15 protein-coding genes are annotated in these 14804 nt (G+C 55.9%); all 15 read left to right on the forward strand.

Features of this window, described 5'->3' with window-relative positions; translation table 11 throughout:
• The 15 genes from dnaN (at position 1) to hslU (ending at position 14757) form a co-directional block, all read left to right on the forward strand.
• Positions 1-1107 carry a DNA polymerase III subunit beta gene (dnaN, locus tag ACFDAU_RS00005; protein ID WP_413437997.1) on the forward strand — a complete coding sequence of 369 codons (1107 nt, stop codon included), beginning with the start codon at positions 1-3 and terminating at the stop codon, positions 1105-1107.
• A gap of 49 nt (positions 1108-1156) precedes the next feature.
• The gene (gene gyrB, locus ACFDAU_RS00010; protein ID WP_413437998.1) at positions 1157-3553 is read left to right on the forward strand and encodes a DNA topoisomerase (ATP-hydrolyzing) subunit B; all 2397 of its coding nucleotides are present in this window, start codon (positions 1157-1159) and stop codon (positions 3551-3553) included.
• Positions 3554-3588: 35 nt separating this feature from the next.
• The gene (locus ACFDAU_RS00015; RefSeq protein WP_413437999.1) at positions 3589-4002 is read left to right on the forward strand and encodes a CoA-binding protein; all 414 of its coding nucleotides are present in this window, start codon (positions 3589-3591) and stop codon (positions 4000-4002) included.
• A 12-nt stretch (positions 4003-4014) separates the two neighbouring features.
• Entirely contained in the window at positions 4015-4848 is an 834-nt protein-coding gene (dapF, locus tag ACFDAU_RS00020; RefSeq protein ID WP_413438000.1) for a diaminopimelate epimerase, read from the forward strand.
• 4 nt (positions 4849-4852) lie between these two features.
• A complete protein-coding gene (locus ACFDAU_RS00025; protein ID WP_413438001.1) occupies positions 4853-5491 on the forward strand; it encodes a DUF484 family protein in 639 nt (212 codons plus the stop codon).
• On the forward strand, positions 5488-6363 hold the full coding sequence (gene xerC, locus ACFDAU_RS00030; RefSeq protein ID WP_413438002.1) for a tyrosine recombinase XerC: 876 nt from the start codon (positions 5488-5490) through the stop codon (positions 6361-6363). The genes ACFDAU_RS00025 and xerC overlap by 4 nt, the downstream gene beginning before the upstream one ends.
• Before the next feature lie 82 nt (positions 6364-6445).
• Entirely contained in the window at positions 6446-6880 is a 435-nt protein-coding gene (locus ACFDAU_RS00035; protein WP_413438003.1) for a Fur family transcriptional regulator, read from the forward strand.
• Positions 6881-6968: 88 nt separating this feature from the next.
• Complete coding sequence (locus tag ACFDAU_RS00040) at positions 6969-8036, forward strand: CobW family GTP-binding protein (protein ID WP_413438004.1); 1068 nt, start codon at positions 6969-6971, stop codon at positions 8034-8036.
• A gap of 11 nt (positions 8037-8047) precedes the next feature.
• Positions 8048-8344 carry a hypothetical protein gene (locus tag ACFDAU_RS00045; RefSeq protein ID WP_413438005.1) on the forward strand — a complete coding sequence of 99 codons (297 nt, stop codon included), beginning with the start codon at positions 8048-8050 and terminating at the stop codon, positions 8342-8344.
• Positions 8345-8413: 69 nt separating this feature from the next.
• Positions 8414-9805 carry a hypothetical protein gene (locus ACFDAU_RS00050; protein WP_413438006.1) on the forward strand — a complete coding sequence of 464 codons (1392 nt, stop codon included), beginning with the start codon at positions 8414-8416 and terminating at the stop codon, positions 9803-9805.
• 9 nt (positions 9806-9814) lie between these two features.
• On the forward strand, positions 9815-10726 hold the full coding sequence (locus tag ACFDAU_RS00055; protein ID WP_413438007.1) for a metal ABC transporter substrate-binding protein: 912 nt from the start codon (positions 9815-9817) through the stop codon (positions 10724-10726).
• On the forward strand, positions 10723-11484 hold the full coding sequence (locus tag ACFDAU_RS00060; protein ID WP_413438008.1) for a metal ABC transporter permease: 762 nt from the start codon (positions 10723-10725) through the stop codon (positions 11482-11484). The genes ACFDAU_RS00055 and ACFDAU_RS00060 overlap by 4 nt, the downstream gene beginning before the upstream one ends.
• A 238-nt stretch (positions 11485-11722) precedes the next feature.
• Positions 11723-12754 carry an STAS domain-containing protein gene (locus ACFDAU_RS00065; protein WP_413438009.1) on the forward strand — a complete coding sequence of 344 codons (1032 nt, stop codon included), beginning with the start codon at positions 11723-11725 and terminating at the stop codon, positions 12752-12754.
• Between the two features lie 119 nt (positions 12755-12873).
• Positions 12874-13410 carry an ATP-dependent protease subunit HslV gene (gene hslV, locus ACFDAU_RS00070; protein ID WP_124703712.1) on the forward strand — a complete coding sequence of 179 codons (537 nt, stop codon included), beginning with the start codon at positions 12874-12876 and terminating at the stop codon, positions 13408-13410.
• Positions 13411-13413: 3 nt separating this feature from the next.
• Positions 13414-14757, forward strand: a complete 1344-nt coding sequence (gene hslU / locus ACFDAU_RS00075; RefSeq protein ID WP_413438010.1) for an ATP-dependent protease ATPase subunit HslU — start codon at positions 13414-13416, stop codon at positions 14755-14757.
• Positions 14758-14804: the final 47 nt, after the last annotated feature.

A 14804-nucleotide genomic window follows, 5' to 3' on the forward strand; every position in this document is an offset into this window, starting at 1 on the left:
ATGTTATTACTAGAAGCGGAACGCGATACTTTGCTTTTCCCCCTGCAGATAGTGACCGGAGTAGTGGAAAAACGTCATACACTCCCTATACTGTCGAATGTTTTAATTGAAAAAAATGCAGGTGTTTTGGCCATGACGGCCACAGACCTGGAAATCCAGATACGTACTTCGACCCAAGCCATCGCAACAGAAGATAGTTTTGCTATTACCGTATCCGCTAAGAAACTCCTGGATATTTGCCGTGCGCTTCCGGATAAAGCCAATCTTCGTCTTGAGGTCAATGAAGGACAAATACAAATCAAGGCAGGCAAGAGCCGATTCAATTTGCAAACGTTGCCCGCCGTCGATTTTCCGGTAATTGAATCATCCGGGGAAACGGAAAGCCGCGCCTGTCTTCCACAAAAAACCCTAAAACACCTGATCTCCAGAGTTCAGTATGCGATGGCACAGCAGGATATTCGCTATTATCTGAATGGGATGTTACTGGTTTTAAATGGAAAAAAGATTATGGTGATTGCCACCGACGGTCATCGCTTGAGCTTTGCTTCCGCAGAAATGGAGCAGGAAAGCCCACCCCAGGAGATCATCGTTCCACGCAAAACCGTGCAGGAATTAGGCAAACAGTTAGCGGACAGTGATGATCCGATTCAAATAGAAGTCCGTAAAAACCAGGTGGCTTTCAGCTTTGATCGCATCGAACTGGTTTCCAAAGTAATAGAAGGAAAATTTCCAGACTACAATCGCGTGATTCCAACCAACCACACAAATGTACTTAAGGTATCGAGAGTGGCGCTATTGCAGGCGTTACAGCGAGTAGCCATTCTCTCCAACGAAAAATTCAGGGGCGTACGCCTGGTATTAAATCCAAACGAATTGCGCATTATCTGTAATAACAATGAGCAGGAAGAGGCACAAGAAGAGTTGGAGGTAGAATATCAAGGCGCGGCGATAGACATTGGTTTCAATGTTTCCTATTTACTGGACGCATTGAATAATTTGTCTTGCGACGCGGTTCAATGCCTGTTTGGAGATGCAAACAGCAGCATGCTGCTGGTACAACCGGAAGATGCCAGCTTTAAATATGTCGTAATGCCAATGCGCATTTAATGTTGATGTTCCACGTGAAACATCGACCAACGCAAAGAAAGTACCTGTCATGAGCAATGAGTATGATTCCAGCAGCATCAAGATTCTGAAGGGATTGGATGCTGTACGTAAACGCCCGGGAATGTATATCGGTGACACTTCTGATGGGACGGGTTTGCATCACATGGTGTTTGAGGTGCTTGATAACGCTATCGACGAGGCACTCGGCGGGTATTGTGATGACATCAAAGTCATTATCCATACAGATAATTCTGTTTCTGTCGCGGACAATGGCCGCGGCATACCCACAGACATTAAGCAGGATGATGAATTCAAGCGATCCGCGGCCGAAATAGTAATGACGGAATTACATGCGGGCGGAAAATTTGACCAGAATTCCTACAAGGTATCGGGCGGGCTGCATGGTGTAGGAGTTTCCGTCGTCAACGCGTTATCCGACTGGCTCAAGTTGCGCATCTGGCGCAATGGCAAGGCGCATCAGATGGAGTTTCATCACGGCGTGGCCGTTGCGCCGTTGGTAGAGGTAGGTCCTTCGGAACGCCATGGTACAGAAGTGCATTTTATGGCTTCGATAGAAACATTTGGATTGGTTGAGTATCACTACGATATTCTCGCCAAACGGATTCGTGAATTATCTTTCCTGAACAATGGGGTCAAGATCGAACTTATTGATCAGCGAGACGGGAAAAGTGAAAATTTCGCCTTTTCTGGCGGCGTAATGGGATTTGTGCAATACATGAACCGCTCCAAGAGCGTGCTGCACCCGCATATTTTCCATGCGGTGGGCGAAAAGGACGGCATGATCGTAGAGGTCTCCATGCAATGGAATGACTCCTACGCGGAAACCGTGCAATGTTTTACCAACAATATCCCCCAACGAGACGGCGGCAGTCATCTGACCGGCCTGCGCACCGCGATGACGCGTACGCTTAACCAGTATATTGAGCAGAGTGAACAGGCGAAGAAGGCCAAGGTAGAAACCGCCGGTGACGACATGCGCGAAGGTTTGACTTGCGTGCTTTCAGTAAAAATACCTGAACCCAAGTTTTCGTCGCAAACCAAGGACAAGCTGGTCTCATCCGAAGTGCAGCCAGTGGTGTCGGAGATAGTCAGCCAGAAATTGAACGAGTTTCTGCTGGAAAACCCGATCGATGCGAAAATTATCTGCGGAAAAATTGTAGATGCCGCCCGTGCGCGCGAGGCCGCCAGGAAGGCGCGCGAAATGACGCGCCGCAAGGGTATTCTGGATGGCATGGGTCTGCCGGGCAAACTTGCTGATTGCCAGGAAAAAGATCCCGCTCAATCAGAAATCTATCTGGTCGAGGGGGATTCCGCCGGCGGTTCCGCCAAACAAGGGCGCGACCGTAAGTTCCAGGCAATCCTGCCGCTCAAAGGCAAGATACTCAACGTCGAGAAGGCACGTTTCGATAAACTGATCTCCAGCCAGGAAATTGCCACACTGATCACCGCACTCGGCACAGGTATCGGCAAGGATGAATATAATGCCGACAAGTTACGTTATCACCGCATCATCATCATGACCGATGCGGATGTGGACGGCTCGCACATCCGTACATTGTTGCTGACTTTCTTCTACCGCCAGATGCCGGAGCTGGTGGAGCGCGGCCACATTTACATCGCTCAGCCGCCTCTATACAAGGTCAAGCACGGCAAGACCGAGCGCTACCTCAAGGACGAGCATGAGCTGAAGGAGTTTCTGCTTGCGGAGGCGATCAAGGATGCCCGTCTGATTACCGCCGAACAGAACGGCACTGAAATCCACGGCGAAGCACTGGAAAACATTGCCAAATCTTACCTGCTGGCGGAAGCAGTCATTGAGCGCATGAGCCGCCTGATTGATGGTGCCGTCATGCACGCGCTGATGGAGATTGCCCCGGTCAGTCTCAGCAATGCCGACGATGCACAGCGCGCGGCCGTGGCATTAACCGCCGCAGTGGGGGATTCGGCAGTCGAAATTAACGCGGAATACGATAGCGAATCCGAGCAGCATACGCTCAAAATACTGCGTCGCCATCATGGCAACATTCAGGCTACGCGTCTGGATGCCGATTTCGTAGCCAGCGGAGACTATGCGCAGATACGCGATACCAGCCAGGTGTTACAGCATTTGCTGGGGGTGGGCGCCCGCGCCATGCGTGGCGAAAAGGCGCAACCGGTATCCAGTTTCAAGCAAGCGCTGGAATGGCTGCTTAATGAAGTGAAACGCGGCTTGGCAATTCAGCGCTATAAAGGCTTGGGCGAGATGAACCCGGGCCAACTATGGGAAACCACCATGGATCCTACCGTACGTCGACTGATGCGGGTGCAGATTGAAGACGCGATCACCGCCGACGAGATTTTCATTACGCTGATGGGCGATCAGGTGGAGCCACGCCGTGCCTTCATCGAGACCAACGCACTGGGCGTGCGCAATCTGGATGTCTGAAAGCGCACCTTGGCAGCCAAGCTTAACGCCTAGCCGTGTTCGTTAATCCAGACCCGGATGTCATCAAGGCGTTATTGCAGCGCGCAAAGAGTATTGCCATGGTGGGTTTGTCGCCCCAGCCAAAGCGACCCAGCCACGGCGTGGCGCGCCACATGCAGCAATTTGGTTATCGCGTGGTGCCGGTGCGGCCGTTGGTGCAGGAGGTCTTGGGCGAAAAAGCCTATTCCTGCCTGGCCGAGTTGCCTTTTCCGGTGGATATCGTCAACGTGTTTCGTGCTGCAGAACATATACCCCAACTCGTTGAAGAGTGTATTCAAATTGAATGTCCGGTAATCTGGATACAACAGGGCATTATCCATGAGCAAGCTGCGCGGCGGGCTAATCAAGCCGGCCTGATCGTGGTCATGGATCGCTGTATTTACCGAGATTACCTTGAGCTGATGATCTGAGACAAAAACGGGATGAAACTTCGCTTTAGTAAAATGCACGGTGCGGGCAATGATTTTGTCGTATTCGATGCAATCCACCAACAGGTCGAACTGAACGCCGAGCAGGTGCGATTCATAGCCGACCGTCATTTTGGCGTGGGTTGTGACCAATTGTTGCTGGTGGAACGTCCGACACGCAAAGACGCGGATTTTCGTTATCGCATCTTTAATGCCGATGGCGGAGAGGTGGAACAATGCGGCAATGGCGCGCGCTGTTTTATGCGCTTTGTGCATGATAAGGGCCTGTCCCAGGAAGGCGAAATCCGCGTTGAGACCGCCTCCGGAATTATCCGCCCGCGTCTCGAAGCGGATGGGCAGGTTACCGTCAATATGGGCGAGCCGCGTTTCGATCCAGACCAGATACCGTTTATAGCCAGTAAGCAAGCGCTGACTTACGAACTTGCGCTCGAAGATGAGGTGGTGGAGATTAGCGCCTTGTCCATGGGCAATCCGCACGCCATACAATACGTAGAGGATGTCGAGACGGCAGCGGTTGCAAGACAGGGAGCAGAGATCGAGGCGCATCCAAGTTTTCCCAATAAAGTGAATGCGGGCTTCATGCAGATCGTGGATCGCCAGAATATCCGTCTGCGAGTGTATGAGCGTGGGGCGGGCGAAACCCTGGCATGTGGCACGGGCGCGTGCGCCGCTGTGGTCGCCGGCATCAGACGAGATTTGCTGGATCCTGCGGTACAAGTTGCTACGCGCGGCGGAGTGCTCACTATTCACTGGGCAGGCGTGGGTACGCCCGTGTGGATGACGGGCCCGGCAGTGAATGTATTCGAAGGCGAAATTGATTTAGGATAAATTTATGCAGACTGAAGACATCGCCCGCTATCTTGCGGGCCACCCCGAATTTTTTGATCAACATCCGCATTTGCTGACAGACATCCGCGTGAGCCATCCGTTTGATGGGCGCGCAGTATCCATTGCCGAACGGCAGATACTCAATTTGCGGGAAAAATACAAGCTGCTGGAAACAAAGTTGGCTGAGTTGATCAAATTTGGCGAAGAAAATGACGCGATTGCTGAAAAAATGCACCATTTGTCCCGGGCATTAATGACGGTACGCGAATTGCCGACCCTGCTGCAAGTGCTCAAGCTCAATTTGCATGAGGATTTTGGCATTCCCCATGTAGCATTGCGTATCTGGCATGGCTCGGCACCGCTCGCCGAATTTGCCGCCGTATCCGAAGCCGTTAAAAACTGGGCGGCACAAACCAGCCAGCCACATTGCGGTACCGTGCCCATGGACGAGATGGCTGACTGGTTTGCCGGCGCCAGCTTGCTGCGCTCGTTTGCAGCGGTGCCCTTGCAGGCAGAACACAGTATGGGTGTTCTGGTGCTGGCCTCGGAAGATGCGCAGCGGTTTTACCCGCAAATGGGCACGCTCTATCTGCAACGCCTGGGTGAACTGCTCGCCGCAGCCTTACAGCGCCTTTTGCCGTGACACCAGCAGCCCTGCTCGAAGCTTACTTGATGTATCTGGGCAGCGAGCGCGGGCTGTCCCGCCACACACTGGAAAACTATGCGCGCGATATGCGCGTATTGTTCGCAAAAATGGGTACAGTCGACCTGGACACGTTACAAACCCAGGATATCCGTCGCATGCTCGCAGGATTGCATGCGCAAGGCCTGTCCGGCAAAAGCCTGGCGCGCATGCTTTCTGCCTGGCGAGGCTTTTATCATTATCTGGTAAAGCGCCATGGATACACCCACAACCCTTGCGACAGCCTGCGTGCCCCGAAATCGCCACGAGCATTACCCAAAGCGCTATCTCCCGATCAGACCAGGCAACTGCTTGAGACGCAACCGGATACGACGCTCCTTACACGCGACCGGGCAATACTGGAACTGTTTTATTCCTCCGGCCTGCGTCTTTCAGAACTGGCCGAACTCAAACTCTCCCAGCTTGATTTGACCAGCGGTGAAGTGACGGTTACCGGCAAGGGCAACAAGACCCGTATCGTGCCAGTGGGCACCCGTGCGGCGCAGGCGCTGGCCGAATGGCTGGAAGATCGGCCGACAGGCACAGACTATGTGTTCCCGGGTCGCGGAAACGCGCATCTGGGTCAGCGCGCCATAGAATTAAGAATGAAGCAGTGGGCAAGCCGCGCTGGGCTGGAGGCCAACCTTCATCCCCATGTTCTGCGTCATTCTTTCGCTTCGCACCTGCTGCAATCTTCCGGCGATCTGCGCGCGGTCCAGGAAATGCTCGGCCATGCCAGCATTAGTACCACGCAGATATATACCCGTCTGGATTTTCAGCATTTAGCCAAAGCCTACGATGCCGCCCATCCCCGCGCCAAGCGCAAAACCTGAGCAGCCAATCCCGAGATGTCCCCGGCGGATCAAGTAAACGCAACATTGTTGCATTAAATAAGAAATCGTGTTCCACTAAGGCATGTTCGATACACGGATTCTCCCCGCTGCCGAGATGATACGCGCCAGCAGTGGCCGTATCACGAGTGTCCGCGCGCGCGTACTCACTGTATTGCTAGGTGCGGAACGAGCGTTGACGCATCAGGAAATTGCCCAGCGTCTGGATCCGCAGGGTGTCGTGGACCGCGTAACACTATACCGCACGCTTGAATGGCTAGTGGATAATAAGCTGGCGCATCGTGTATCAGGGGGAGACCGGGCTTGGCGTTTCAACGCCAGTGGTGGGGCCGAAACGCACGAACACGCGCATTTCACGTGCACCCAGTGTGATCAGGTTTACTGCTTGGACGAAATTACAACCGCATTTGCGATCCAGTTACCCAAGGGTTTTCAGTCACGGCACATTGAGCTCTCGATCAAGGGCGTATGTAATGCGTGCGCGCATCGCGACCGGTAGACGGGCATTCCCGCCGGCCTACATATTGCAATAAGAGTGCATTTGCAAAAGCAGGGAGCTGGCTTGGTAAGCCACGAAATCAAACATCATGTCCACTGAACCCATACCCGTAACCCTGCTTACCGGATTCCTCGGCAGCGGCAAGACCACGCTGCTTAACCAGCTGATCCGGCAGTTGCCGCGCAGCGCCATCATCATGAACGAATTCGGCGAAATCGGCCTGGACCATCAGCTTTTGCAAAAAACCGACGGGCCGCTGGCGTTGCTATCAGGCGGCTGCATCTGCTGTACCGTGGTGGGCTCGCTATCGCCGACGCTTAAAAACCTGTTCATGGCATCCAGCCGGGGCGAAATTCCGCAATTCGAGCGTGTCATCATAGAAACCACCGGGATAGCCGACCCGGCGCCGATACTGGATACCCTGATCAATGAGCGCTGGATAGCCGCGCGCTTCCAGCTCAACGGCGTGGTCACCACGGTGGACGCGGTACTGGGTGAGCAACAGCTGGACAGTTACTTCGAGGCAGTCAAACAAGTGGCGGTGGCGGATCGTTTGCTGCTTACCAAAACCGATCTGGCTGACCAAGCTACCTGCACTGCATTGCAAATGCGCCTCGCCACGCTCAACCCGGGCGCACCCATTATCACCGTGCAGCACGGGCAGGTTGATGCGGCGCTGATTCTCAACGCCGGTCTATACGACCCGGCCAGCAAAACCGGCGACGTCAACAAATGGCTGAATGCAAGCCGCTATCGACCGGCCGCGGCTACCACGCTGATCGGCAGGCCGCGCGCGGAGGAAGCGGTGCACGATAACCGTATCCGCTCATTCAGCGTAACCTTCGATGAGCCACTGGAGTGGATGGGAATTTACGCCGCGCTGCAAATGCTCCTCAGTTTCCGCGCCAAATCGCTGCTGCGCATGAAGGCGATTGTGAATCTGAAGGGCAAGGACAAACCCACCGTATTGCATGCGGTGCAGCACGTGCTTTATCCTCCCGCAGAATTGCCGGAGTGGCCGGACGAAAGCCGCCAGAGCCGCTTCGTATTCATCGTGGCGGATATGGACGCTGATATGGTCCAGCACATGCTGCGCGAATTCCACGATGCTTACGCCAGTGGACAGCTACCGATTCCAGCAGCGCAGGTTAGCTGAACACCCCCAACATGCATTCCCGTCGTCTTCATCCCCTGATTGCCCTGACGCTGGCGTTGTGCCTGGTGCTGGCGCAGCTGGCGGTAGCCGTGCATGGCGTGGTGCATCCGTCGGAGCATCCCGGTACGCAACATTCGCCCGTGTGCAAACACTTGAGCGCACACGCCCTTGGGAGCGCTTTGCCGGTCAGCAACACGTTTTATTTTGGCAGCGAGGGCCACGCTGTAGCAGTGCTTGCGCCAAGACTGCCCGATTTCCTTGTCACCACCCGCCTCTATCAGCCGCGCGCGCCGCCTGACCTTGCCTGATTCCGGTGATTGATTCCTCGACGCAACCTGCAAGCGTCGGGATTACTCGTTTTCAGACAAGGACAAACCATGAAGCGCACCCTGATTACGTCCGGCATCCTATGGATGCTGAGCGCCCCCGCTTACGCCGCCAATGAACTGGAAATCATTCGCGACGAAATCCGTCAAATGAAATCTGCCTACCAAGCGCGTATCGACGCGCTGGAGGCCCGCCTAGCCCAAGCTGAAGGGCGCATCCAGCAGGCAGATGCCGCCCCTGGACAGGCGGTAAAGGCCGCCAGCGCGGCTGCACTATCTGCACCGCCAGGCGCCAATGCCTTCAACCCGGAAATTTCGCTGATTCTGAGTGGCACTTACAACCACCTGCAGCGTGATCCAAATACTTACCAAATCGGCGGTTTCATCCCCAGCGGCGGTGAAGTCGAGCCCGGCGCGCGCAGTTTTTCGCTAGGCGAATCCGAGCTCGCCATCAGCGCAAATATTGATCCGAGCTTTCGTGGCACGCTTATCCTGGCGGCCGCACCCGATAATAGCGTGAGTGTGGAAAATGCCTACATTCAGACGCTGGGGCTGGGGAACGGATTATCGTTTCAGGCGGGGCGTTTTTTTTCCGGCATCGGTTACCTGAATGCACAACATGCGCACGCCTGGGACTTCACCGATGCACCGCTTCCCTATAAGGCGTTTCTCGGCAACCAGTACGCGGATGATGGCGTGCAGGCGAAATGGCTGGCACCGACGGAAGACCTGCTGGTGGAGCTGGGCGCGGAAATTGGGCGCGGGCGCAGCTTCCCCGCCACCGAGCGCAACAAGAATGGCAGTGTAGCGGGAACCCTATTCGTTCATGCAGGCGGCGATATCGGCCTATCCAGCAGTTGGCGCGCTGGCCTGTCCTATCTGGGCAGCAGCCCCCAGGAGCGCAGCTATGAGGATGCCGATGCGCTGGGTAATCCCACCAGCAATCAATTCAGCGGCAAGAGCCGCACCTGGATCGCCGACTTTGTATGGAAATGGGCGCCCAACGGGAATGCCCGGGAAACCAGCTTCAAGTTACAGGGCGAATATTTCCACCGCACCGAAGATGGAATACTGGCCTGTGCGGACTTGGCTGCGCCAGGCAACTGTGGTGCCGGTATTTCGGATAGCTACAAATCCAAACAGTCAGGCTGGTACGTGCAAGGGGTGTACCAATTCATGCCGCACTGGCGCGCCGGTCTGCGCCATGACCGGCTGGATAGTGGCATCCCGCATTTGGGTGCGAACCTGAGCCTCACTGATTTTGCCGTGCTCACGCCCCACAATGCACGCCGTAATACCGCAATGGTCGACTACAGCCCGAGCGAGTTTTCGCGCATTCGCCTGCAATACGCACGCGATGAGGCGCGCATCGGCGCCAGTGACAACCAATTCGCCGTGCAATACATCATGAGCCTGGGCGCACATGGTGCGCATAAATTCTAAGGAGCTAGCATGAACCCAAATTTTTTTCGTCTATGCAGCCTGTCTGTTCTGCTATGGATAGGCGTAGCACCCGCACAGGCAGCACTCAATGTATTGGCGTGCGAACCGGAGTGGGCCGCGCTGACCCAAGAGCTCGGTGGCGACAAAGTCAAGGTCACCAGTGCCACCACAGCCTTGCAGGATCCCCACAGGGTGGAGGCGCGCCCTTCGCTCATCGCCCGTGCGCGCAACGCCGCGCTGCTGGTATGTACAGGCGCCGAGCTGGAAGTCGGCTGGTTGCCGATCCTGCTGCGCGAATCCGGCAACCCGGCCATTCAGCCCGGCCAGCCCGGATATTTCGAGGCCGCACAACATGTTGCGTTGCTGGATAGACCGGTACGCCTGGATCGCGCGGACGGCGACGTACACGCCGCAGGTAACCCGCACATCCAGACCGATCCGCGCAATATTGCGCGGGTGGCCGAGGCTTTGACCAAAACGCTGACCCAGGTGGACCCAGCCAGCACCGCTTATTACGCCAGTCGCCACAGCGCCTTCAAAACCCGCTGGAATACCGCCTTGCTGCGCTGGGAGGCGCAGGCCGCACCGCTCAAAGGCGTGCCGGTGGTGGTGCAGCACAAGGCCTATCCCTACCTGCAAGCCTGGCTAGGACTGCGTGAGGTTGCGGTGCTTGAACCCAAACCTGGTGTGGAGCCCAGCGTATCGTCGTTGACCGGCGTGTTGGTACGGCTCAAACAAAGCCCGGCAAAAATGGTGATTCGCTCCGCCTATAACGATCCGCGCGCCTCGGCCTGGCTATCGGAACGAGCGGGCATCCCTGCGGTTGAGCTGCCTTTTACCGTGGGCGGCACCCCTGCGGCCAAAGACCTGTTTGGTTTGTTTGACGACACCGTCGCGCGTTTGTTGAAAGCCAACGAATGAGCAGTGCAATGCTGGATTTTTCCATACTTGCCCCCGCATTTGTCGTGGGGATGCTGGTGCTTGCCACCCATGTGCCGTTGGGGCGCGCAGTACTGGCGCGCGGTATTGTTTTTATCGATCTGGCGATTGCGCAAATCGCCGGCCTCGGTGTCATTGCCGCCGACAGCTTTGGCTGGGAGCCGCAAGGCTGGGGCATGCAGGCGGCAGCCCTGAGCACGGCCGTCGTCGGAGCGCTCGGCCTGGCTTGGACCGAAAAGCGCTGGCCCGAGACACAGGAAGCGCTGATCGGTGTGCTATTTGTACTGGCGGCCAGCGCCAGCCTGCTATTGCTGGCCAACAATCCGCATGGTGGTGAACACTTGAAGGATTTGCTGGTCGGACAAATACTATGGGTGAGCCACGCCCAACTGATTAGCGCCTTCATCGTTACCATATTGCTGGCTGCAATCGGGTACACCGTTAGGCGACGCCCTGACCGCACCGGGTTTTATTTGATATTCGCCTGTGCAGTTACCCTGTCGGTACAGTTGGTAGGCATCTATCTGGTGTTCGCCAGCCTGATCGTCCCGGCGCTGGCCGTGCGCGGCATGCAGCGCACGCGCGGGCTGCTTGTGGCCTATATGATAGGTGTGCTGGGCTATGCACTGGGACTAGCAGCCTCCGCACTGTTTGACCTGCCATCGGGAGCGGTGATCGTGTGGGCAATTGCATTGACAGCCGTGTCGGCAAAATTGCTGCGGGTGGGTTTGCGCGCTTGATATTTGTTATGCTTAGCGCCTATCATCAACACATAGTTCGAATACATGCCGGTCATCATCTCTCGATACATGTCCCACGGCCGCAGTGCGTGCGTTAGCAAGGTACTTTAAATTGGATTTTTCGTTTTTTCGCAAAGACAAGAGTAAGCCGGGCCCTGCCAAAAAATCAGGCAAAGCTCAAGCGATAGAGGCTATTAATCAAGCACCTCTAACAGAAGAGCACTTTAATTCCGCGCCCTTGCAAGGCGGCATTGATGTGGTGGAAACGGGTGCCAAGCTAGCTCCCGGTATCGAAGAAGCCGCAATGCTTTATGCCAGTGATCGAGCCGATGAAGCGATCGCCCTGCTCAAAACCTATATTGCCGGCGCCGATGCCGGCGATGCGCAATGGCGCATGTTGTTTGATCTGTACCGCATGACCCGGCAGCGCGAGGCGTTTGATCAGTTGGCGCTGGATTACGCGGTAAAACGCGAAACCTCCCCTCCGGTGTGGGTAGATGAGGCAACGACAAGACCGCAAGGAAAAAACATTTCCGCAGAAGCGACGAAATCCAGCGGCCAGTTATTCAGCCTTAAAGGCGCCCTTGACGAAACCAGCGCCGACCGCATCACTCTGCTGCAGAGCGCTGCAGGGCAAGGTGCGATTCAGCTGGATCTGTCGGGTATCAGTTCAGTTACCCCAGCCGGTAGCCAGCTACTCAAGGATGCGTTGGCACAGCTGCAAAAAAAACGTGCTCAGCTACAAATTGCCAGCGGCGCGCTGATCAGCCTTCTACAGCAACACACCGGGGATGTTGCCCAGCACGAGCCCGCGCACTGGCTGCTTTTGTTACAGCTATATCAGGTGCAGGGAAAACAGGATGAATTTGAAGACCTCGCCGTCGACTATGCGGTGCGTTTCGAAGTTTCCCCGCCATCCTGGGAAACCCCTGCCGAAGTGGCGCAAAGCATTGCTCCGGTAGCGGCGGAAGCCATCGAAAGCACTTCGGCTAACGCGTTTGCGATGCATGGCGTAATCAACGGTGCTAGTGCCACGCTGTTTGAGGAGTTTCGTGCGTTTTGTGGTGCACGCAAGGAAGTTGAGCTGGATCTCACCGATGTGCAACGCGTTGAATTCGCCAGCGTCAATTTGTTCATGGAAGCGCTCATGCACCTGCTCCAGGCCGGCAAGCGCGTGCGCATCATCGGCGGCAATGAAATGGTCAACGTCGTCCTGATCGTCATGGGTGTGGACGAGATGGCTGAAGTCGTGCGACGTAAGGCCGGTTAAATATAAACGCAGGATAATGACTGCACGGGGTTGAGAAACCAGCCATCGGCCCCAGTTAAGTTTCTGTCATGTTCCACCCATCGCAAGAAAATTCACTGTTCATCTCAGAAAGCTAACTTATGGAGCAATATCGCGGCACGACCATCCTATCGGTTCGGCGCGGCAATCAGGTCGCTCTGGGTGGGGACGGCCAGGTTACCCTTGGCAATATCGTTATCAAATCCACCGCGCGCAAGGTGCGCCGCCTGTACCAGGAAAAAATTCTGGCGGGATTTGCCGGCGGCACCGCCGATGCGTTTACCCTGTTCGAGCGTTTCGAAGCCAAGCTCGACCAGCACCAAGGCAATTTATTGCGCTCTGCAGTTGAACTCGCCAAGGACTGGCGTACCGACAGAATCCTGCGGCGTCTGGAAGCCATGCTGGCGGTGGCCGATAGCGAACACTCACTCATCATTACCGGTAACGGCGACGTGCTGGAACCTGAATATGGCATTCTCGCCATCGGTAGCGGCGGCGCCTATGCCCAGGCTGCCGCACGCGGATTGCTGGAAAATACCGATCTGCACGCGCGCGATATCGTAGCCAAGTCTCTGGCGATTGCCGGCGATCTGTGCATTTATACCAACCAGAATCATGTGATCGAAGTGCTTGAATAACCCATGTCCCAGATGACCCCGCAAGAAATTGTCCACGAACTCGACAAACACATCATCGGCCAGAATGCGGCCAAGCGTGCCGTAGCCGTAGCATTGCGCAACCGCTGGCGGCGCGCCCAGGTGGAAGAACCGTTGCGTCATGAGATTACTCCCAAAAATATCCTGATGATCGGTCCCACCGGCGTCGGCAAGACTGAAATCGCGCGGCGCCTGGCACGGCTGGCTGACGCCCCGTTTATCAAGATAGAGGCGACTAAATTTACCGAGGTGGGCTATGTCGGGCGCGATGTCGATTCCATCATTCGCGACCTGATGGAAACCGCGATCAAAGACCTGCGCGAACTGGACATGGCCAAGCACAAAATGCGCGCTGAAGATGCCGCCGAGGAACGTATACTCGATGCCTTGCTGCCGCCGGCCCGAGACGTCGCTTACCATCTCGATGCCGAAACCAGCGCCAAACCCGAAGATTCCGCCACGCGCCAGAAATTTCGCAAGATGCTGCGCGAAGGGGCGCTGAATGACAAGGAGGTAGAGATCGAGGTTGCCGCCATGCAGGCGAGTGCGCAGATATTCGCGCCGCCGGGAATGGAAGACCTGACCAGCCAGATTCAGGGCATGTTCCAGAATATGGGCGGCGGCCGGCGCAAAACCCGCAAGCTGAAAATTGCCGAGGCGATGAAGCTCATCACCGAAGAAGAAGCTGCGCAAATGGTGAACGAGGAAGACATCAAACAGCGCGCGCTCGCCAGTGTCGAGCAAAACGGCATAGTGTTCCTCGACGAGATCGACAAAATCACCAGCCGAAATGAAGGCAGCGGTGGCGAAGTCTCGCGTCAGGGCGTGCAGCGCGATTTGTTGCCTCTGGTGGAAGGCACCACGGTTACCACCAAATATGGCATGGTCAATACCGACCACATTCTGTTCATCGCCAGCGGCGCTTTCCATCTGGCCAAACCGTCGGATCTCATTCCCGAGTTGCAGGGGCGCTTCCCTATCCGGGTTGAGCTCGACTCGCTGTCGGTTGGCGATTTTGAAGCGATCCTCACGGCCACCGATGCGTGTTTGACGCGTCAGTACCAGGCGCTGCTTGCCACCGAAGGCATGCAGGTCAGCTTCACCCCGGACGGCATACGCCGCCTCGCGGAAATCGCTTTTCAGGTCAACGAAACCACCGAAAACATCGGCGCACGACGCCTGCACACGCTGATGGAGCGCCTGCTGGAGGAGGTTTCGTTCGATGCCGGAAAATATACGGGTCAACAGGTCAATGTGGACGCTGACTTTGTGGATGCGCGCCTGAAAAACCTGGCGGTGAGCGAAGATCTGGTGCGCTACATTCTATAAAACCTGATTCGGGTTTTTGCCGGTCCATCCGGGGGGCGGCGCCGTAC

Origin of the sequence: Sulfuriferula sp. GW1 (genome assembly GCF_047300855.1) — a bacterium.
GTDB lineage: Bacteria > Pseudomonadota > Gammaproteobacteria > Burkholderiales > Sulfuriferulaceae > Sulfuriferula.